Below are 20998 nucleotides of genomic sequence, written 5' to 3' on the forward strand. Positions count from 1 at the left end.
CCGTAGCTCAGCTGGATAGAGTACTCGGCTACGAACCGAGCGGTCGGAGGTTCGAATCCTCCCGGATGCACCATCTCTTAGCTAATAAGTTAGCGTATCAATAATATCTTTAATGTAGTCATTCAATAGTTATTGAAATAACTCGATATTTATCGACCAAATTTTGCATCCGTAGCTCAGCTGGATAGAGTACTCGGCTACGAACCGAGCGGTCGGAGGTTCGAATCCTCCCGGATGCACCATCATAAGAAAGACTCCTCAACTTGAGGAGTTTTTTTTTGCCTGAAAAGTCAATTAAATAACATTTTCAATGCATCTTTTGCGCTAATCCCTCCTAAACCACACATCTAGACAGCGACAATTTATGTGATTTAAGCTAAAGTAATTGCCTTAATAAAATAAATTAACATCACAGGCGGGAGGTCGATTTGATCCCGGACGTATCGAAAGCGCTCTCATGGTTAGAGGCGCACCCAGAAACACTCAATGGCATTCAACGTGGTATTGAGCGCGAAACATTGCGTGTAACTCCAACAGGCTCAATTGCAGAAACGCTGCATCCTGAAGAGTTAGGGCAAGCTTTAACACATAAATGGATCACGACAGATTTTGCGGAGTCCTTACTCGAATTTATTACTCCTGTAGATAAAAGTATTAGCCATAACTTGGCTTTTCTCAGGGATTTACATCGCTATACTGCGCGTCATCTTCAAGATGAAAGAATGTGGCCACTCAGTATGCCGTGCTTTATCGAAAGTGAAGATAAAATCACTCTTGCTCAATATGGTACTTCTAATGTCGGGCGCTTTAAAACCCTATACCGTGAAGGCCTTAAAAATCGTTATGGCGCATTGATGCAGACGATAGCAGGGGTGCATTATAACTTTTCTTTGCCAACTGAGTTTTGGCAGGCATGGGCAGGTGTTGATGATCCTGAAAGTGAAAGCGGTAAAGAAAAAATTTCAGATGGCTATTTACGCTTGATCAGAAACTACTATCGTTTTGGCTGGGTGATCCCATATCTATTTGGGGCATCCCCTGCTATTTGTGGCTCTTTCTTAAAAGATAGGGATACCACACTAACATTCGATAAAACCGAATGTGGCACTTATTATTTGCCTTATGCGACATCTTTACGTATGAGTGACCTTGGTTATACCAATAAATCACAAAGTGATTTGAATATTACATTCAATAAACTGGGTGAATATGTTGAAAACCTGAAAAAAGCCATTCACAAGCCTTCCCCTGAGTTTGAAAAACTGGGTGTGAAAAAAGATGGTAAATACGTTCAGCTTAATTCTAACGTGTTGCAAATTGAAAATGAACTCTATGCCCCAATAAGACCTAAACGCGTCCCTAAAGGCACTGAGTCGCCTTCTGATGCGTTATTGCGTGGTGGTATCGAATACATTGAAGTGCGCTCTTTAGACATCAACCCGTTCAGTGCTATTGGTGTAAATGAAACCCAAGCGCGTTTTGTTGATCTATTCTTAATATGGTGCGTGCTTGCCGATGCGCCAGAAATGAATGCTCAGGAACTTGATTGTTGTCGCCAAAACTGGAATCGAGTGATCCTCGAAGGGCGCAAACCTGGCCAAGTGATTGGTTTTGGTTGTGGTAGCGAAGTGAAACCATTGGTGGAAGTCGGCCAGCAGTTATTTAATGATTTGATTCGTGTCGCTGAAGTGCTCGACACTTGTTGCGATGCGAAATATCAAGATGTTTGCCATCAGTTTGTTGCGATGTTTGAAGACCCAACCCTAACATACTCTGCGTTAGTCATGGATGAGATGTTAGAAAAAGGCATCGGGGGTTACGGGTTAGAATTAGCTGAAAAATATTTTGAACAGTTAATCAATGAGCCGTATGAAGTCATCACGGAAGAACAGTTTGAACAAGCAAGGTTGGCTTCTATTGAGAAACAAGCGAAGATGGAACAGAGCGAAACTGAATCCTTTGAAGACTATCTACGCATTCACGCAGGACGCTAAAAGAAAGTGGCCACTCAAGGTGGCCAAATAAAAATCTCTTAGAGAATTAGGGATGATAACAAATTGCGCGTCTTTCATTAATTAAGACTCCGCATTTTCAAAATAGTTTCATTTATTTTAAAAATATATTTTTAATTTTTGAGGAGGTCACGAAATGCCATTATTAGATAGCTTTACTGTCGATCATACTCGCATGGCAGCGCCCGCTGTTCGTGTGGCAAAAACGATGAAGACGCCAAGTGGTGATACCATCACTGTTTTTGATTTGCGTTTTACCGTGCCAAATGAAGAAGCGATGACGGAAAAAGGGACTCACACATTAGAACACTTGTTCGCAGGTTTTATGCGTGACCACCTTAACGGCAATGGTGTCGAAATTATCGATATCTCCCCGATGGGTTGCCGCACTGGGTTTTACATGAGTTTGATTGGTCAGCCAGCTGAACAGCGTGTCGCTGATGCGTGGAAAGCCGCAATGGAAGATGTTCTAAACGTCAAAGACCAAAACAAAATTCCAGAGTTGAACGTATATCAGTGTGGCACTTATAAAATGCATTCACTGGAAGAAGCTCAGCAAATCGCGCGTAATGTGTTGTTATCAAACATTGGTATCAATAAAAATGATGATTTAGCATTACCAGCGGACAAACTGGAACAGCTTCACGTCTAGTTTTTGATGTGTTCTTGCATATAAAAAACGCCTGAATTATTCGGGCGTTTTTTTGCAGAAAAAACTATAAGTCAGGGATTTGAGAGCTAAAAGTCAGCGGGGTGATCCTCACTTGCTTAATGGTATTCTCATTCATGGCCAATACCTCAATCATGTAATGACCCACGACAATTTGCTCTTCAAGCTGTGGAATATCTCCGATTACCTCGAGTACCATACCGTTAACCGTTCTAGGTCCGTCCACAGGCAAATTCCAATCAAACGCCTTATTCAGGTCTCGAATATTTGCAGAGCCATCTACAAGGACGCTCCCGTCACTTTGAGGCAAAACTTCTTCTGCTAGCGAAGGGGACATCGAAGTCGTAAAATCACCGACAATTTCTTCTAATATATCTTCTACCGTGATTAGCCCTTGAATTTCGCCGTACTCATCAACAATAATTCCCAACTTTTCTTTTTTGTGTTGGAAGTTAATAAGCTGAACATTTAGCGGTGTGCTATTGGGAATGAAATAAATGTTGTCTGCGGCTTTAATGAGATTCTGTTTGTTGAACTCACGTTTTTCCATCATTAATCGATAGGCTTCTCGTACCCGTAAAATACCAATTGAATCATCGAGGGAGTCACGGTAAAGCACTATCCGGCCGTGGGGAGAATGCGTTAGCTGCCTGATAATTGATTTCCAATCATCATTAACATCAATACCGACAATTTCATTCCTTGGCAGCATAATATCGCCAACCGTCACCTTGTCTAAATCCAGTATGGAAATCAGCATGTCTTGATTACGGCGGCTAATCTTATGTTTTGACTCATTAACAATAGTGCGCAGCTCTTCCTTGTTTACAGCATCTGTGCGAGCCGTTAAGGAACGAATACCTAAACAACGTAAAAGGAGTGCAGAAATCGTATTAAAGGTCCATACCACTGGCATCATAATGATTTGCAAGGGTTTTAGAAGATAGCTGCTGGGGAATGCGATTCTTTCAGGGTAGAGTGCAGCGAGTGTTTTTGGCATCACTTCTGCAAAAATCAGGATCACAAACGTTAAAATCCCCGTTGCCATCGCCACACCTGCGTTGCCATATAAGCGAATGCCTATGATGGTGGCTAAGGCAGAAGCAACGATATTAATTAAGTTATTGCCAATCAGAACGAGGCTGAGCAGTTTATCCGGGTGTTTAAGCAGTTTTTCGACACGAATTGCCGAGCGATTACCTTGTTTTGCTAAGTGTTTTAAGCGATAGCGATTTAATGTCATCATCCCCGTCTCTGAAGCGGAGAAGTAGGCTGACACAAAAATTAAAACAATCAGTATGATGATTAGCGTACTGGTAGACACATCATCCAAAACAAGGTTCCTTATTGCAATATGGGAAGGCTAGTGAAAACTCAAGGTACCATAAACTGTTGGAGTAGACGGTTACCAAAAAAAGCCATGGTTAAAATGATTGAGCCAGCCACATGGAAGAATAAAACGCGTTTTCCGCGCCAGCCACCGTGGAAGTGCCCCCAAAGCAAGGTAATGTAGACAAACCAAGCAATCACCGATAACACCGATTTATGGATGTTTTCTTTATCAAAGATATTATCCATATAAATAAAGCCAGTACATAAAGTGAGTGTGAGTAAAATGACACCTACTTGGGTGATATGGAACATTTTACGCTCTACCACCATCATCGGCGGCATATCAGGGCTAAATTTTAAGGTTTTATTTTTGAGTTGGTGGTCAATAAGCGCAACTTGAAATGCATACAGGGCTGCGATAAGTAACGTGGCATAGCTTAATAAGGCTAAACCGATATGTACAAACAGTGGCACGCTGGCTTCTAAGTGAGTAATAAACTCACCGGGCATGATTGTTGAAAGCAATAAATTAATGATAGCAAAGCTATAAACTACAGGGGTTAAGTACCATGCTTTTCCACAATAGGCGACAACAGTCATAATCAGGCACATCAGTAAACTTACCGCAGAACCAAGGTTTAGCAGAGTGAGATTCTGTCCATCAGCTTCACTAAAAATGAGTAATTTTAATGTGATGGCGTGCGTCACTAACGCAACAATGGCAAGTAACATTGCCAAACGGCGATAAAGTGGTTGCTTGCGCACTTGGCCTGGAACGATCAGCAGCAGGCTGATCATGTATGTACAAACTGCTATGACTGCAAATACTGGCATAGTATAGTGTCGATATTCATTTTTAGTGGAAAGTTATTTTATAGTATAACGTGTACGGGAGCTGGCTCCAACTATTGGTCGAGCCAATCATGGTACATTCGCGATAGATAGCACTTCATGTACCTACAGTTTCCACTGTTTTCCCAGAAATTCATGCCATAATAGCCCGTATCATCTGTTTCAAACAGAGGGCAGCGAAAAAATAGCAAGTGTGATACAATCGGGAAAATATTTTTTATCGTGCTTTTCCTTCGTTAAATTGAAGGTTTGATACTTATAATTCAACTTGTTGACACTAAAGCACTTGAAATTAGGCGCATTAGCAACCAGATCAGGCTAAACATCGGCCCATCAACAGAATTGAGCTAAGACATATGTTTGATAATTTAAGCGACAGACTATCGCGCACGTTGCGCAATATCAGCGGACGTGGGCGTCTCACTGATGACAATATTAAAGACACATTACGCGAAGTTCGCATGGCATTGCTGGAAGCTGACGTGGCGTTGCCCGTTGTCCGTGAATTTATCCAGAAAGTCAAAGAAAGTGCCGTTGGTCAAGATGTTAATAAAAGCCTAACACCGGGCCAAGAGTTCATTAAAATTGTTCAAAATGAACTGACTCGAGCGATGGGGGAAGAAAACCATCAGCTCAACTTGTCGGCTCAGCCGCCTGCGGTTGTGTTAATGGCGGGTTTGCAAGGTGCGGGTAAAACAACCAGCGTTGCAAAACTGGGTAAACATTTAAAAGAGAAACAAAAGAAAAAAGTTTTAGTGGTCTCTGCTGACGTATACCGCCCAGCGGCGATCAAACAACTTGAAACCTTAGCCGAATCGGTTGGCATTGATTTCTTCCCATCAGAAGTGCAAGAAAAGCCCGCGGCTATCGTACAAAAAGCCTTAAAGCACGCACAACTCCAATTCTACGATGTGTTATTGGTGGATACCGCAGGTCGCTTACACGTTGATGAAGCGATGATGGAGGAAATCCAAGAAGTTCATCGTATTATTAAGCCAGTTGAAACCTTATTCGTTGTTGATGCGATGACAGGGCAAGATGCGGCAAATACAGCGAAGGCGTTTAACGAAGCTTTACCATTGACTGGGGTAGTTTTAACCAAAGTTGACGGTGATGCGCGTGGTGGTGCGGCGCTGTCGATTCGTGCAATCACAGGTAAACCGATTAAATTCTTAGGGGTTGGTGAAAAAACTGACGCTTTAGAACCTTTCCATCCAGAACGTGTTGCTTCCCGTATCCTTGGTATGGGTGATGTGATTTCTCTGATTGAAGAGATTGAGCACAAAGTTGACCGTGATGAAGCGGAAAAATTAGCGAAAAAACTCAAAACGGGTGATGGCTTTGATTTAAACGACTTTTTAAGTCAATTAAAGCAAATGCGTAATATGGGTGGCATGGCGAGCATGATGAGCAAAATGCCGGGGATGTCCCAGTTACCAGACGCGGTTAAATCACAAATGGATGATAAAATCACGGTCCGTATGGAAGCGATGATTAACTCCATGACGCGCAAAGAGCGCGAAAAACCCGAAATTATTAAAGGTTCTCGTAAACGCCGTATTGCGGCAGGTTCGGGAACGACCGTGCAAGAAGTTAACCGCCTTTTAAAACAATTTGATGATATGCAACGCATGATGAAGAAAATGAAAAAAGGTGGCTTAGCCAAGATGATGCGCGGCATGAAGGGTATGATGCCTCCGGGTTTTCCGGGGCGTTAAGCAATAAAGCCTCAAACAAAACGCACTTTTGATTGATTTTTGTGTCAAAGTGAGTAAACTTTTCGGGCTTTTTATATGACAGCCGGACTCTATCCCTCGATGGAGTCTGGTTGTTTTGTTAACTAATGAGGATGTTATGGTAACAATTCGTTTATCTCGTGGCGGCGCTAAAAAACGTCCGTTCTACCAAATCGTTGTAACCGATAGCCGCAATGCGCGTGACGGTCGTTTCATTGAGCGTATCGGTTTCTTCAACCCGATCGCTGCAGGTCAAGCAGAAGAACTGCGTTTAGACTTGGACCGTGTTGAGCATTGGGTTGGCTTAGGCGCAACTATTTCTGACCGTGTTGCACAACTGGTCAAACAAGCTAAGAAAGCAGCTTAATCTGTCGCGGTGGTAACAATGAGCAAGCAAACTAAACTACAGCCACCTGAAAACCCAATTGTATTGGGGAAATTAGGTGCGGCATACGGTATTCGTGGTTGGCTCAAAGTTTTTTCGTCCACCGAGCATGCTGAAAGTATTTTTGAGTATCAGCCTTGGTTTATCCAACGTTCAGGTCAATGGCAACACATTGAAATTGAAGATTGGAAACATCATAACAAGGATATCATCGTCAAGCTGAACGGGGTCGATGACCGTGATGCAGCTGCGCTTTTGACTAACTTTGAAATTGCGGTTGATTCAACCCAACTTCCTGAGTTAGAAAACGAATACTACTGGAAAGACCTGATGGGCTGCCACGTAGTGACGTTACAAGGCTATGACCTTGGTACCATCACTGACATGATGGAGACCGGTTCGAATGATGTACTGGTCATTAAGGCGAATTTAAAAGATGCATTTGGCATCAAGGAGCGGTTGGTTCCGTTTCTTGATGGGCAGGTTATCAAGAAAGTCGATCTCGATGCCAAACTCATTGAAGTGGATTGGGATCCTGGTTTTTAAATCTCCGGTTGAACGGTTTTGATAAGTGGGACGATATCATGTGGATTGGTGTAATTAGCCTGTTTCCCGAAATGTTCCGCGCAATAACCGAGTACGGGGTAACTGGTCGGGCAGTGAAAAATGGCCTGCTAACATTTGAGTGCTGGAATCCGCGGGACTTTACCCACGATAGGCACAAAACTGTTGATGATCGCCCCTATGGTGGTGGTCCAGGCATGCTGATGATGGTGCAACCGTTAAAGGATGCAATCAACGCAGCAAGAACTGAGGCTGGTGAGGGTGCAAAGGTTATTTATCTTTCACCGCAAGGGCGCAAACTAAGTCAAGACGGTGTTTGCGAGCTGGCAACCAATGAGAAGCTAATTCTTGTTTGTGGCCGCTATGAAGGCATTGATGAGCGTATCATTCAAACCGAAGTTGACGAAGAATGGTCCATCGGCGATTACGTTCTCAGTGGTGGGGAGCTCCCCGCAATGGTGTTGATAGACTCAGTCTCTCGGTTTATACCGGGGGTGCTAGGTCACCAAGCTTCTGCTCAAGAAGATTCTTTTGCCGATGGCTTGTTAGATTGTCCTCACTATACCCGCCCTGAAGTGTTAGATGGCATGCAAGTCCCGGATGTATTACTTTCGGGGAATCACGCTAAAATAGATAGCTGGCGCATGAAACAATCACTTGGCCGTACCTGGCTTAGAAGACCTGAGCTTCTGGAAAGCCTAGCTCTGACTGACGAGCAGAGGATGTTGCTGACTGAGTTCCAACGTGAACATCAGTCTGAGCAACAAATGAATCCAGACAATTAATTGTCTAAACATATCAGTTTACCTAGGGTAAGAGAGTTATTATGAGCAACATTATTAAACAAATTGAACAAGAGCAAATGAAGCAGGACGTACCTTCATTCCGTCCGGGTGACACCGTGGAAGTTAAGGTATGGGTCGTAGAAGGCTCTAAAAAACGTCTGCAGGCATTCGAGGGCGTGGTTATCGCTATTCGTAGCCGCGGTCTGCACTCTGCATTCACTGTTCGTAAAATTTCTAACGGCGAAGGTGTTGAGCGTGTATTCCAAACTCACTCACCAGTCGTAGATAGCATTGCTGTTAAACGCCGTGGTGCTGTTCGCAGAGCTAAACTGTACTACCTGCGTGAGCGTTCTGGTAAGGCTGCTCGTATTAAAGAGCGTCTGAACGCCAAGTAATACGCTTTCGCTACATCCGAAAGTTGAAGAGGCCCGCCTTAGTGCGGGCCTTTTTATATTCGTCACTATATTCGTCATATTTCAAGTTGTCGCTGTGTTGGCTTCGCTCAGCCACACAGGTCACATACTTATGTATGCTCCCTGCGATGTCCTCACTTTGCCGCCTTGCTACAACTCGAACTATTTAGAATATAGTTGAGAAGTTAATTTCTCAGTGTGTAAATTAATCTTTACTAAAAAGCTATATTTTAACTCTATATTGAATGTTGAAATGTTAATTTGATGTTAATTCTATTTATTATCAGCGGATTGCATGAGTGTAAATTATTATTTACGATAGTGGGGATATTTTACATAAATGGATTGAATTGTTTACGATGCATGGTATGTTATTACCCATGTACTCAAACACAATACGTAAACAATAAACTAAGCAAATATAAGCTAATTAAGTAGGTAAAAAATGATCATGCAAAAAGATGTACTCAACAATGTGAATATTCAAGACGAGCAGGTATTAATTACTCCTGAGAGTCTGAAAGAAAAATATCCGCTGAGTCACAGCAACCTGCATGCCATTGCGACATCACGTCAAGTTATAGCGGATATTATCCATCAACGTGATCCTCGCTTACTCGTGGTATGTGGTCCTTGCTCAATCCATGATGTGGATGCTGCGATTGAATATGGTGAGCGCCTGCAAAAATTAGCCGAAGAGTTAAGTGATAGCTTATATATTGTGATGCGTGTGTACTTTGAAAAACCACGGACGACAGTGGGCTGGAAAGGCTTGATTAGTGACCCATTTATGGATGGAACATTCCAAATGGAAAAAGGCCTGCATATTGCTCGCGACTTATTGACTAACTTAGTCAATATGGGGCTTCCACTGGCGACCGAAGCATTAGACCCAAATAATCCACAATACTTAGGGGATTTATTCAGCTGGTCTGCAATTGGTGCAAGAACCACTGAATCACAAACCCACCGTGAAATGGCATCGGGTCTCTCAATGCCTGTTGGGTTTAAAAATGGTACGGATGGCAGTTTATCTACGGCAATCAACGCATTGAAAGCGGCTGCAATGCCACATCGTTTCATGGGAATTAACCAATCGGGTCAAGTTTGCTTATTGCACACCAAAGGCAACAGCAATGGCCATGTGATTTTACGCGGTGGTAAAACACCAAACTACAGCGCAGAAGATATTGCGGCATGTGAAGCCGAAATGCGTAAAGCAGGGTTGGAGCCATCATTAATGGTGGATTGCAGTCACGGTAACTCAAATAAAGATTACCGTCGTCAGCCACTGGTGGTTGATTCAATTATCGAACAAATTGTTAATGGTAATGAGTCAATTACAGGTATTATGCTGGAAAGCCATATTAATGAAGGCAACCAAACCTCTGAACAGCCACGCGATGCGATGAAGTACGGCGTTTCTGTGACAGATGCCTGCATTAACTGGCAGACAACAGAGACTGTATTGCGTAACTTACATCAGGCGCTATTGCCTGTGCTTGAACAACGCACGCAGAAATTGAGCAAAGTGAGCTGATCAAGGTATTAGTATGTCTGTTGAGTTATCCCATTTACGGGACCAAATTGATGCGGTTGATAAATCCTTATTGGATTTATTAGCCAAAAGGTTGCAACTTGTGGCGGAAGTTGGCGAAGTCAAAAGCTTACACGGGTTGCCAATTTATGTGCCAGAGCGGGAATCGAGCATGCTAGCGGCTCGCCGCGCCGAAGCAGAACGCATGGGGATCCCGCCTGATCTGATTGAAGATATATTGCGTCGGATCATGCGTGAATCTTACGCACGTGAAAATGACAAAGGTTTCAAGACGCTCAACCCGAATGCTGGCCCAATTGTTATCGTGGGCGGTGATGGGAAGATGGGGCGGTTATTTCATCGCCTTCTAACGTTGTCTGGTTACCAAGTGAAAACGCTGAATCAACAGGATTGGCCGCAGGCAGAATCCATTGTTACAGGTGCTAGCGTGGTGATGGTCAGTGTGCCAATCCACTTAACAGTTCAGGTGATCAATCAATTACCAAAATTGGGTAAAGACACTATTTTGATGGATATTGCGTCTATCAAACAACAACCATTAGAGGCCATGTTAGCTGTTCATGAAGGGCCTGTTTTGGGGCTTCACCCGATGTTTGGGCCTGATATTGGCAGCGTTGCAAAGCAAGTTTTTGCTTATTGCAATGGTCGTGGCGCAGAGTCTTATCAATGGTTCCTTGAACAGTTATTAGTTTGGGGCGCGCGTTTGAAAGAAATTTCAGCGCAAGAGCATGATAAAAACATGAGTTTTATCCAAGCATTACGCCACTTTACGACCTTTACTTATGGTCAAAACTTGGCAAAAGAGAATATCGATTTACAGCAGCTTCTTGAGCTGTCATCCCCCATCTACCGTTTAGAACTGGCGATGGTGGGGCGGTTATTTGCTCAAGACCCCCAGCTGTATGCGGATATCATCATGTCTTCGGATAAAAACGTAGAATTAATTCGCCGCTATCATCAGCTTTTAGGGCAATCTATTGAAATGCTTGAAAAGAAAGATAAAGCAGAATTTATTCGCCAGTTTAATCAAGTTAGTCAGTGGTTCGGTGAAGATGCCCACCATTTTATGAAAGAAAGCCAATCGTTGTTGCAACGTGCCAACGATAACCGCAAGTAATCATCCCCGCCTTCTATTGTGCTGTTTGCAGTAGAGGGCTTTTTTACTGTTAATTTATTGTTATTTCAGGTAATCTCTTTTTTTTGACCATCCAATTTAGATATTTTATTTTAAGTACGTAATTTTACTTATATCCTGTGCTTTTGATTAAAAAACTTCCTTTCCTGCCTAATAAAGAAATTTTCTCTCATTTAATGACAAATTAATCGATTCATAGAATTGATATTTAAAAATCGATCGATTTATATGGTAAAGATATGACGTATTTTACCGATAACACTACTCATTCAACGATGGCTAGCGTGGTAAACATATGTCTTTTAAAAATCTCAAAATTAGTATGAAGTTAACGATAGCATTTGGGGGATTTGTTACGCTTATTATTCTGAGCTCACTCTTTTCTTTGGCCAATATGAACCGAGCCAATGATGGGATGAAACAAGTTCTCTATGAAAGTTACCCTATTGCCTCAACAGCAGGGCAGATGATGGATAACTTTTATTCATTTATTGGTATTCAAGAATTGATTTTACTTGATGACCGAGGGAGCGATAAGCGGCGTGAAGAGTTAGCCAAAATTACATTAAAAATTAATGAATTGATGGAGAGCTTAGAAAAAAATGTCACGGACGACCGCTCTAAAGAGGTACTCTCTGAATTGCGGATTATTCGTCAACAATTCCACGCATCAATTTCTCGTATTAATACATTCCTTTCAGAAAATAATCGCCAAGCAGCTATTGATGAGATGATGACAAAGACATCAAGCATTCAGAGGGATTATCGAGATCACATCCAAACATTAATGGCTATTCAAGATCTCGAAATGCAGGATATTGGCCGTACTGTCAATGCCGATTATGAGAGCAATAAAATCTTACTGGCAATTCTCTCAGTGATCAGCATTGCTGCGGGTTGTGCGATGGGGTGGTTTATTACCATCATGATTACCCGCCCACTCGAAAGCGCTGTTGGTTTAGCACAGTCTATTGCCAATGGTGATTTAACGAAAGACGTTAAAGTGGACTCAAAAGATGAAACGGGAATTTTATTGAATGCACTGAATGACATGAAAGGCCAGCTAGTTGAAATTGTCCAAGAGGTGCAAAAAGGCTCTGAAAGTATTTCCGCTGCGGCAGGGCAAATCGTAGCCGGTAATCAGAACTTAGCCGCGCGCACTGAAGAGCAAGCTGCATCGGTTGAAGAGACAGCAAGTTCTATGGAACAAATTACTTCAACCGTAAAAAACACCACAGAACATACCCATGAAGCCAGCATGTTAGCAGAACAAGCAGCCGTTGTTGTACAGAATAATGGTCAGATGATGAATCAATTGACCAGTAAGATGCGAGCTATTAATACATCATCATTGCAAATGACAGACATTATTAATTTAATCGACTCGATTGCATTCCAAACCAATATTTTAGCGTTAAATGCGTCAGTCGAAGCGGCAAGAGCTGGAGAACATGGTCGCGGTTTTGCGGTGGTTGCCGGTGAAGTGCGCTTATTAGCACAAAAAAGTGCGGCATCAGCCAATGATATCAAGGGACTGATTGAGAACTCTTCATCGCAAACCAAAGAAGGTATGGAGCTCGTCGAAAAAGCGACTGAGCAAATTCATGGCATGATTGATAGTGTGAAGGAAATGAACGCGTTACTGCAAGAAATTGGTCAAGCAAGCCAAGAAGAAAGTGACGGAATTTCACAGATTAATAGTGCAGTGGGGCAATTGGATTTAACGACACAACAAAATGCTAGCTTAGTCGAGGAATCCGTTGTGGCGGCAGATTCATTAAATGAACAAGCATTCCACCTGAAAAAACTCGTGAATTACTTCCGTGTTAATTCTAACTATCAGTCAGAAACGACGGTGTAATCTTGATTAAAGGCTGCTTTTTATTTAAGCAGCCTTTAATGTTTAACTATGGTGCCACTTTTTCAGGTTCAACAGGAACAATATTTTCAGATGGATAGCAGCCTAATACTTTTATTGAACGTGTAATTGCAGAAAGTTCTTTGAGTGCTTGTTGCAGATTATCTGAACGTAAATTTGCATGAACGTCTACATAAAACATCTCTTCCCAAGGTTTGCCATTAATTGGACGAGACTCCAATTTACTCATAATTATCTTATTATTTTTTAAAATGACTAATGCATCAACTAATGCCCCTGCTTGCTGTCCTGTGGTGATCAATAGCGTGGTTTTAGCAGGAACTTGTTCAGTAACTTCAATAGATTGCGGTGCTACCACAATAAAGCGGGTCATATTGATTTGTTGGTTCGCTAAATTGTGCTCAACAACGTGTAAGTTATATAACGCTCCGCCTGCTTCGCTACCAAGAGCTGCCACATTGGGGGCGTTTTGCTCCGCAACCATCTGCATTGCCGTGGAAGTACTGTCGCAATATTTAATTTTCCACTGCGGGAATTGGGCTAAATATTGACTGCATTGCTGGAAAGGTTGAGGGTGGCTGTAAACTGTATCAATGAGGCTTAAATCGGTATTACCCGTGGTGAGCAAACAGTGGTTAATAGGTAAACGGATTTCCCCCACAATGGAGAGTGATGTATTTTGCAGTAAATCGTAAACATCATTAATTGCCCCTGAACTGGTATTTTCAATCGGTAAAATACCGTACTCTGCTTGCCCACTTTCAACTAATGAAAAAATATCTTGGAATTTATTACAGCTACATTCGACAAGTTGATCAAAATGACGAGCAGAATATTGGCGCGCTGCGATATGTGAATAAGAACCTTTGGGACCTAAAAAAGCAAAACGAGCAGTGTCACTCGGCGTTAAATTTAAGTGCTTTTGTAAAATCGCTTGTTGGGTCAATACCGAGTCTTCGATGATCATCTGAAATAAGCGAGTAATATAAAAGCCGTCAAGGCCAAGTGGCTTGCCTTTATTAATAAGAACATCCAAAAGCTGGCGTTCGCGGTCTTTATCACGAATAGGGCGGTTGTCATCAATTTTTGTTTCTGCAACTTCTGCTGCAAACCCACGGCGTTTTGCCAAAAGGTTTAGAAGCTCACTATCTAACTGGCTTATTTTTTCTCGTACTTTCAGTAAATTAGTGCTGTTTTCCATCCTGCCCACCCTGTAATGTCGTGATATAAAAAAAGCCCCCTAGTTGGGGGCTTTCTAATTTTGTCTTCTTTTCTTTCTCGAACGACAAAAGCCCCTAATTAGGAGTTGCTAAAGAAGAAAAAGAAAACAAAATTACGTTTCATGTGAATACCTTTAAATAGACTTGATTTAAATAAACCCGATACGCCATAAGAAGTCAATAAAAAAGAATTATAAACATAAAAAACGCGCCTATTGCAGGCGCGTTTTGCAAAGTTTCAAGATAAGTTGATAGATAATATAAAATTATAACGTAACGAGGTTCGCTTCTTTTACACTATTGTTGGCTCTTCTTGATTCTCCTTTATGTTGCACTTTATTGAGTTGTCTTTCGAGTTTGTTGATCAGTTCATTTATTGCAACGTACATATCTTCATGTTTGGCGCTAGCGACTAATTTACCTGTCGCTGTTTTGATATTTGCATCAACCATGAAACCTTGTGGCTCTTTTGATAAAACAATGTGCGTATTTATCAAGGAAACCTGCCACTTATCCAATTTTGTTAGACGGCTGTCAATGTGTTCACGAATAGCTGGGGTAATATCCATTTGTTTGCTAGTTATGTTCACTATCATAGTGTTACCTCTCATTGTTTCCGTCTTTGATGAATTCAGAATACGCGTTATCAGTAATAAAAAATTGATGTAGATCACATCTAATTCAGGGGGGATGCAACTCACACCCGAAGTGTGATTTTGTATAAAAAAGGGAAGGAAAAGCATTGCCAAAATGAATGGATTAGGGGAAACTGATTAAGTTGGCTATCGGTACGGTTAATAGTCGGATCTTTTTTTGGGTTAAAATTTAGCTAATCTAAAAGATTGATTAATCAAGACAAAAAAGTAAGAGAACGCGGTAAATTTGGTAGCCAATCAGACAAACAAAAACAGCAGCCGAGGCTGCTGTTTTAGATCAAACTCGGTATTATTGTGGGTTTGCAACAATAATACTTTCGGCTTTATTTGCTTCTTGATTTAAACCCATTTGTTTATACGCAATTTCCATGTATGGAAGGGCATTGCGTGTTGCTTCAGTGTCTGGGTAATCTTTCAGCATTTGTTCTGTACGATTAACAACCGCGACATAAGCACCCCGTTTGTTGTAATATTCAACCACAGAAAGGTCGAATTTTGCCAAACGTTCTTTTAAGTAGACTAAGCGCTTGCTAGCGTCGTTTGCATACATACTGTTAGGATAGTAGCGAACCAGCTGACTTAAGTCTTTAAATGCGACGCGAGCGTGCTGAGGGTCTCTATCTGAACGGTCGATACCAAACAAGCCTTGCAGTAAACTATCGTCCAAGGCCATCGCGGTTAAACCACGCATGTAAAGGACATAGTCAATATTTGGATGAGTCGGGTTTAAACGCATGAAACGGTCAATCGCGGCTATCGCCATTGGCAGCTCAGCTGATTTATAATAGGCGTAAATCAGGTCTAATTGAACTTGCTGGGCGTACGGGCCAAACGGATAACGGTTATCAAGGGCTTCAAACTGTTTGATAGCAGCTTTAAAGTTGCCATCCTGTAGTTTTTGCTGACCCGTTGCATAGATTTCAGCAGGGGAGCTATCAGGGCTGACTTCAGGGTTGCTGGAGCACCCAGCTAAAACCAGGCTCAACGTGGCTGCAGCCACCAGATTTTTCATACGTATCATCACGTGTAGGTTATCCTCTGAGTGTTTCGAGGGAGTCTATCCATAAGGCTCCCGGCAAAATTCGAGTTACAATAGCATATATTTTAAATGAAACGGCAGCGCCGTCAAAATACAAACACCAAAAAGTAGATTAATTTATGGCTCAACAAGTACAACTTAGTGCAATTATCGCTGAATCACAGCTCGGTCAACGTTTAGATCAGGCTTTGGCCGAATTGTTCCCTGATTATTCACGTTCACGCATAAAAGAGTGGATTTTAGATGATAGAGTGCAGGTTAATGGCAAAGTTATCAATAAGCCAAAGGAAAAAGTTTTAGGTAGTGAACAAATTTTAATCGACGCCCTTATTGAAGAAGATAATCGTTGGGAACCTCAAGATATTCCACTTAACGTTATTTATGAAGACGAAGATATCCTAATTATCAATAAACCGCGTGGATTAGTCGTGCATCCGGGTGCTGGCAACCCAGACGGAACAATCTTAAATGCTTTATTATACCGTTACCCAGAAATTGTTGATGTCCCAAGAGCGGGAATTGTTCACCGTCTTGATAAAGACACGACAGGGCTAATGGTGGTCGCAAAAACCGTTCCAGCACAAACGCATTTAGTGGAGTCTTTACAGTTAAGAGAAATCACGCGTGAGTATGAAGCGGTTGCCGTAGGTCGCATGACTGCGGGTGGTATGGTTGAAGAGCCGATTTCTCGCCATCCAACGAAAAGAACTCACATGGCAGTGCACCCAATGGGTAAACCTGCGGTCACACACTACCGTATTATGGAGCATTTTAGAGCACATACGCGTTTACGTTTGCGTTTAGAAACAGGCAGAACGCACCAAATTCGTGTTCACATGGCACATATCAACCATCCATTAATTGGCGATCAATTATACGGTGGCCGTCCTCGCCCATTGAAAGGTGCCACGGAAGAGTTTTTAGAAGTGATGCGTAATTTCGATAGGCAAGCACTGCATGCAACAATGTTGCGCTTGTATCACCCAATTTCAGGCATTCAAATGGAGTGGCATGCTCCGTTACCTGATGATATGGTTAAGCTTATTGAAGCCTTAAAGGCAGACACTGAACTTCATAAAGACAATATGGATTGGTAATGAGCACACTGATTTTCCCTGATTGGCCGCAACCTAAAAGCGTATCAAGTTGTAGCACAACCCGTGCTGGTGGTGTGAGCCTGCCACCTTTTAACAGCTTAAATCTTGGCGACCATGTTGACGATCGCCCTGAAGCCGTCAGTGAAAATCGCCAGCGCCTTGTCGACCTTGCTCAATTACCACAACAACCTGTGTGGCTTGAGCAAGTCCACGGTACACACGTTCTTCATCTTGATGGCAGTGAAATCAAAAACAAACAAGCGGATGCGGTATATAGCAATCAAGCAGGGCAAGTTTGTGCCATTATGACGGCGGATTGCTTACCCGTTTTATTTTGTAATCAAGATGGAACAGAAGTTGCAGCGGCTCACGCAGGGTGGCGGGGGCTATGCAATGGCGTACTTGAAAATACTGTTCGTCAATTCATCAGTCCTGCCAATGAAATAATGGCATGGCTTGGACCTGCGATTGGTGCAAAAAGATTTGAAGTGGGTGCCGAAGTTAAGCAGGCGTTTGTTAATCAATCATCTGATTTGGCTTCTGCTTTTACACCTCATAATGATAAGTACCTTGCTGATATCTATTTATTAGCCCGTAAAAAGCTCAATGCGGTAGGGATTAATGCCATTTATGGGGGCGATTTTTGCACGGTAAGTGATGAAAACAGATTTTTTTCCTACCGACGTGAGGGTAAAACGGGAAGAATGGCTTCTTTGGTATGGGTAAATAACTAGCGTTTGGAGTTTTACTCTAAATTAACAGATATAACAAAAATTATTCAATGCGAAACTTGAATATTTAAAAATAGACCTCATCTAGTATCCAGTAGCAAATTTAATCTCATTTATCGGAGGTGTTATGCGTCTGGATCGTTTAACTAATAAATTCCAGCAAGCTCTCGCTGACGCCCAATCTTTAGCCCTTGGGCGCGAAAACCAATTTATCGAACCTATTCATCTATTAAGTGCCTTATTTAATCAAGAAGGTGGCACTGTTCGTCCTTTGCTGACGACACTTGGTGTTAATGCCGTGCAATTTAAGCAAAAGATTGAAGATGCATTAGGGCGTTTGCCTCAAGTGCAAGGTGTGGCGGGAGACGTTCAACCATCAAGTGACTTAATGCGTCACTTAAACTTATGTGATCAATTGGCACAAAAGCATGGAGATGACTTTATCTCCTCTGAATTATTCCTTATCGCCGCTTTAGAAGCCAATACAACATTAGCAGACATGCTCAAAGCAGCAGGTGTTAATAAAGATAATTTAAAAAAGGCAATAGAACAGATGCGTGGTGGAGAAAAAGTGAATGACCAAAGCGCTGAAGACCAGCGCCAAGCCTTGAAAAAATATACTGTCGACTTAACTGAACGCGCAGAACAAGGCAAATTAGACCCAGTGATTGGTCGTGACGAAGAAATTCGTCGTACCATCCAAGTATTACAGCGTCGTACAAAAAATAACCCGGTATTGATCGGTGAGCCAGGTGTAGGTAAAACGGCGATTGTTGAAGGATTGGCTCAGCGTATTGTCAATGGTGAAATTCCTGAAGGGCTGAAAAATAAACGTGTTTTATCCCTCGATATGGGCGCCTTGATTGCAGGGGCGAAATACCGTGGTGAATTTGAAGAGCGTTTGAAAGCCGTTCTGAATGACCTTGCAAAACAAGAAGGTAACGTCATTCTCTTTATTGACGAGCTGCATACCATGGTTGGTGCAGGTAAAGCCGATGGTGCAATGGATGCGGGGAATATGTTGAAGCCTGCCCTTGCCCGCGGTGAATTACACTGTGTTGGTGCGACGACGTTAGATGAGTACCGCCAATATATAGAAAAAGATCCTGCGTTAGAGCGTCGTTTCCAAAAAGTGTATGTCGCAGAGCCTTCAGTTGAAGACACGATTGCAATTTTACGTGGTTTGAAAGAGCGTTATGAGCTCCATCACCATGTACAAATTACTGACCCTGCGATTGTCGCCGCAGCAACATTATCACATCGTTATATTACTGATCGTATGTTGCCAGACAAAGCTATCGACTTAATTGATGAAGCGGGTGCAAGCCTGCGTATGCAAATGGATTCAAAACCTGAATCCTTGGATAGATTGGAACGCCGTATTATTCAGCTGAAACTTGAACAGCAAGCACTGAAAAAAGAATCGGATGATGCGAGTAAAAAACGTCTTGAAATGCTAGAAGAAGAACTGGCAGAGAAAGAACGCGAGTATTCAGCATTAGAAGAAGAGTGGAAAGCGGAAAAAGCTTCGTTGACTGGTACTCAACATATTAAAGCTGAGCTGGAAAACACGCGTATCGAAATGGAAAAAGCGCGCCGCATGGGTGATTTAGCCAAAATGTCTGAATTACAATATGGCCGTATTCCAGAGTTAGAAAAGCAACTTGAAGCCGCAACCAAAGCGGAAGGTAAAAGCATGAAGCTTTTACGTAACAAGGTGACGGATGTTGAAATCGCTGAAATTTTGGCGCGTTGGACAGGTATTCCTGTTTCAAGAATGCTGGAAAGTGAGAGAGAGAAACTGTTACGTATGGAACAGCAACTCCATCAACGTGTGATAGGCCAAGACGAAGCCGTTGTTGCAGTATCGAACGCAATTCGTCGTAGCCGCGCAGGGTTATCTGATCCAAATCGACCGATTGGTTCGTTTATGTTCTTAGGGCCAACTGGGGTTGGTAAAACCGAGTTATGTAAAGCGTTAGCGAACTTTATGTTCGACAGTGATGATGCAATGGTGCGCATCGACATGTCCGAATTTATGGAAAAACATGCGGTATCACGTTTAGTGGGTGCACCTCCGGGGTATGTTGGTTATGAAGAAGGTGGGTACCTTACGGAAGCAGTAAGACGCCGTCCATATTCTGTCATTTTGTTAGATGAAGTTGAAAAAGCACACCCTGATGTTTTTAACATCTTACTGCAAGTGTTGGATGATGGGCGCTTAACGGATGGTCAAGGTCGCACTGTGGATTTCCGTAATACCGTTATCATCATGACGTCTAACTTGGGTTCTGATTTAATCCAAGAAAGATTTGGCATGATTGGTTACTCAGAAATGAAAGATATGGTGATGGAAGTGGTATCTCATAGTTTCAGACCTGAGTTCATTAACCGTATTGATGAAGTGGTTGTGTTCCACCCATTAGGGAAAGAACAAATTACGAATATTGCGAATATTCAATTGGCGCGTTTGTATAAACGTCTTGAAGAGCATGGTTATGAAGTTACAGCAACACCAGCAGCACTTGAGAAGATTGGTGAAGCAGGTTTTGACCCAATATTTGGTGCAAGGCCGTTGAAACGTGCTATTCAACAAGAAATTGAAAATCCGCTTGCACAAGAAATCTTATCTGGTCGGTTACTTCCAGGTAAACCCGTTGTCTTAGATGTAGAGAACAACGAAATTGTAGCAAAACAGTAATCAATGAAGCCAGATTAGTTCATTGATCCAATAGTAAAACCCAAAGGCGGCATTCAATATGCCGCCTTTTTCTTATCAAATGGGCAATAAAAAAGCAGTTATTGGCCTAAAACTGGGCGTAAAGTGTAAAAGATAATCAGTTGAAAGTTATTTTCAAAAAAACACTTGCCAGATTTTTCTGACTCCCTATAATGCGCATCCACTGACCGGGAACAAGACAACGCAAAGCGCGA

At 42.3% G+C, this 20998-nt stretch carries 18 protein-coding genes, 1 tRNA gene and 1 other annotated feature; of the genes, 14 read left to right on the forward strand and 5 right to left on the reverse strand.

Annotated features, from left to right (window positions below; translation table 11 throughout):
* Positions 1 to 165 precede the first annotated feature (165 nt).
* From AC4IFT_RS21405 to luxS, 3 genes are all read left to right on the forward strand, one after another.
* Positions 166 to 242 (forward strand) — tRNA-Arg (locus AC4IFT_RS21405).
* Between the two features lie 186 nt (positions 243 to 428).
* Entirely contained in the window at positions 429 to 1994 is a 1566-nt protein-coding gene (gshA, locus tag AC4IFT_RS21410) for a glutamate--cysteine ligase (RefSeq protein ID WP_353244678.1), read from the forward strand.
* A 154-nt stretch (positions 1995 to 2148) separates the two neighbouring features.
* A complete protein-coding gene (gene luxS / locus AC4IFT_RS21415; RefSeq protein ID WP_490752691.1) occupies positions 2149 to 2664 on the forward strand; it encodes an S-ribosylhomocysteine lyase in 516 nt (171 codons plus the stop codon).
* 64 nt (positions 2665 to 2728) lie between these two features.
* On the opposite strand, the gene AC4IFT_RS21420 is transcribed toward luxS, so the two are convergent.
* A complete protein-coding gene (locus AC4IFT_RS21420) occupies positions 2729 to 4015 on the reverse strand; it encodes a CNNM domain-containing protein (RefSeq protein WP_490752693.1) in 1287 nt (428 codons plus the stop codon).
* Between the two features lie 41 nt (positions 4016 to 4056).
* Positions 4057 to 4848 (reverse strand): cytochrome C assembly family protein, encoded by a 792-nt coding sequence (locus tag AC4IFT_RS21425; protein ID WP_490737332.1) that lies wholly within the window; start codon positions 4846 to 4848, stop codon positions 4057 to 4059.
* 374 nt (positions 4849 to 5222) lie between these two features.
* Here AC4IFT_RS21425 and ffh point away from each other — a divergent pair, with 374 nt between their 5' ends.
* The 8 genes from ffh to AC4IFT_RS21465 all read left to right on the forward strand — a co-directional run bounded on the left by ffh (position 5223) and on the right by AC4IFT_RS21465 (position 13303).
* Positions 5223 to 6584: a signal recognition particle protein gene (gene ffh / locus AC4IFT_RS21430; protein WP_490737334.1), complete on the forward strand. Its 1362-nt coding sequence runs from the start codon at positions 5223 to 5225 to the stop codon at positions 6582 to 6584.
* A 136-nt stretch (positions 6585 to 6720) separates the two neighbouring features.
* The gene (gene rpsP / locus AC4IFT_RS21435; protein ID WP_004264823.1) at positions 6721 to 6969 is read left to right on the forward strand and encodes a 30S ribosomal protein S16; all 249 of its coding nucleotides are present in this window, start codon (positions 6721 to 6723) and stop codon (positions 6967 to 6969) included.
* Positions 6970 to 6987: 18 nt separating this feature from the next.
* Positions 6988 to 7533 carry a ribosome maturation factor RimM gene (rimM, locus tag AC4IFT_RS21440; protein ID WP_047757188.1) on the forward strand — a complete coding sequence of 182 codons (546 nt, stop codon included), beginning with the start codon at positions 6988 to 6990 and terminating at the stop codon, positions 7531 to 7533.
* Positions 7534 to 7571: 38 nt separating this feature from the next.
* Positions 7572 to 8336: a tRNA (guanosine(37)-N1)-methyltransferase TrmD gene (gene trmD / locus AC4IFT_RS21445; protein WP_219245952.1), complete on the forward strand. Its 765-nt coding sequence runs from the start codon at positions 7572 to 7574 to the stop codon at positions 8334 to 8336.
* A 41-nt stretch (positions 8337 to 8377) separates the two neighbouring features.
* On the forward strand, positions 8378 to 8731 hold the full coding sequence (gene rplS, locus AC4IFT_RS21450) for a 50S ribosomal protein L19 (RefSeq protein ID WP_273803285.1): 354 nt from the start codon (positions 8378 to 8380) through the stop codon (positions 8729 to 8731).
* Between the two features lie 463 nt (positions 8732 to 9194).
* Positions 9195 to 10289 (forward strand): 3-deoxy-7-phosphoheptulonate synthase, encoded by a 1095-nt coding sequence (locus tag AC4IFT_RS21455; RefSeq protein WP_273803286.1) that lies wholly within the window; start codon positions 9195 to 9197, stop codon positions 10287 to 10289.
* 13 nt (positions 10290 to 10302) lie between these two features.
* Positions 10303 to 11424, forward strand: a complete 1122-nt coding sequence (gene tyrA, locus AC4IFT_RS21460; protein ID WP_490752694.1) for a bifunctional chorismate mutase/prephenate dehydrogenase — start codon at positions 10303 to 10305, stop codon at positions 11422 to 11424.
* A gap of 313 nt (positions 11425 to 11737) precedes the next feature.
* Positions 11738 to 13303 (forward strand): methyl-accepting chemotaxis protein, encoded by a 1566-nt coding sequence (locus tag AC4IFT_RS21465; protein ID WP_490737340.1) that lies wholly within the window; start codon positions 11738 to 11740, stop codon positions 13301 to 13303.
* Between the two features lie 46 nt (positions 13304 to 13349).
* On the opposite strand, the gene pheA is transcribed toward AC4IFT_RS21465, so the two are convergent.
* From pheA to bamD, 3 genes are all read right to left on the reverse strand, one after another.
* A complete protein-coding gene (gene pheA, locus AC4IFT_RS21470) occupies positions 13350 to 14522 on the reverse strand; it encodes a bifunctional chorismate mutase/prephenate dehydratase (protein WP_490737342.1) in 1173 nt (390 codons plus the stop codon).
* A 25-nt stretch (positions 14523 to 14547) separates the two neighbouring features.
* Positions 14548 to 14666: a sequence feature (Phe leader region), on the reverse strand.
* Between the two features lie 141 nt (positions 14667 to 14807).
* Entirely contained in the window at positions 14808 to 15137 is a 330-nt protein-coding gene (raiA, locus tag AC4IFT_RS21475) for a ribosome-associated translation inhibitor RaiA (protein WP_206084780.1), read from the reverse strand.
* 349 nt (positions 15138 to 15486) lie between these two features.
* Complete coding sequence (bamD, locus tag AC4IFT_RS21480) at positions 15487 to 16218, reverse strand: outer membrane protein assembly factor BamD (protein ID WP_206084797.1); 732 nt, start codon at positions 16216 to 16218, stop codon at positions 15487 to 15489.
* Between the two features lie 137 nt (positions 16219 to 16355).
* Between bamD and rluD the strand changes: the two genes are divergently transcribed.
* The 3 genes from rluD (at position 16356) to clpB (ending at position 20765) form a co-directional block, all read left to right on the forward strand.
* Positions 16356 to 17333, forward strand: coding sequence for a 23S rRNA pseudouridine(1911/1915/1917) synthase RluD (gene rluD / locus AC4IFT_RS21485; RefSeq protein WP_273803289.1), 978 nt, complete (start codon positions 16356 to 16358; stop codon positions 17331 to 17333).
* Complete coding sequence (gene yfiH / locus AC4IFT_RS21490; RefSeq protein WP_490752696.1) at positions 17333 to 18067, forward strand: purine nucleoside phosphorylase YfiH; 735 nt, start codon at positions 17333 to 17335, stop codon at positions 18065 to 18067. The genes rluD and yfiH overlap by 1 nt, the downstream gene beginning before the upstream one ends.
* A 124-nt stretch (positions 18068 to 18191) precedes the next feature.
* Positions 18192 to 20765 carry an ATP-dependent chaperone ClpB gene (gene clpB, locus AC4IFT_RS21495; RefSeq protein ID WP_490752698.1) on the forward strand — a complete coding sequence of 858 codons (2574 nt, stop codon included), beginning with the start codon at positions 18192 to 18194 and terminating at the stop codon, positions 20763 to 20765.
* Positions 20766 to 20998: the final 233 nt, after the last annotated feature.

This window comes from Providencia sp. UF-183, from assembly GCF_058246155.1.